Genomic DNA, 794 nt, shown 5'->3' with positions numbered 1-794 from the left:
GATAGTGATGGCTTTGGAGTATTTATATTAACTGATGCTGATAATGAAATCACAGGAGGCGATCCAGCCTTAACGGTAAGCTACCATGAGACGATGGCAGATGCAGATAATAATGTAAACGCCTTAACAAGTCCATACAACAACATTGTAGAAGACCAACAAACGATTTATGTACGAGTAGAGAGTGCTACTATCGCGACAGATTGTGCAACCATAGTAGAGCTTATTTTAATTGTAAACCCTACACCACAGATCGAAGATCCTACGGCATTGGAGGAGTGTGATGATGTGTTGGCCGATGGCTTTGCACAGTTTGATTTAACGAGTAAAGATTCAGAGATATTAGATGGTTTAGATCCATTACAATATATAGTGACTTATTATGAGGTAGAGGTTAATGCAGAAGCAGGAACAAATGCGATTTTAAATCCAACAAATTATACCAATACAACAGCCTTTAATCAAACCTTATGGGTTCGGGTAGAGGACACGGCTAATGGCTGTTATAAACTAACAACATTAGACCTTATTGTCAATGCACTACCAGTTCTTTTACAACCAACACCATTAGAGTTGTGTGATGATAACAATCCAGGCGATGAGATAGAGGGCTTTACCTTAGAAGATTCAAATGCAGAGATGTTAAATGGTCAGACGGGAATTAGTTTTACGTATTATGAGACACAGTTAGATGCTGATAATGGCACGAATGCTATTGTGAGTCCATATATGAATACGAGCAATCCGCAAACAATATTTGTACGAGCTACCAATGATGTTACAGGATGCTTTGT

At 38.5% G+C, this 794-nt stretch carries 1 pseudogene; it reads left to right on the top strand.

Going from position 1 to position 794, the window contains the following annotated elements:
• Positions 1 to 794 (top strand): annotated as a pseudogene (locus RH81_RS16030) (hypothetical protein); the annotation flags it as partial.

It is taken from the genome of Psychroserpens jangbogonensis (genome assembly GCF_000797465.1).
Classification (GTDB): Bacteria; Bacteroidota; Bacteroidia; order Flavobacteriales; family Flavobacteriaceae; genus Psychroserpens; species Psychroserpens jangbogonensis.
This window is presented reverse-complemented; position numbering and strand designations above follow the sequence as displayed.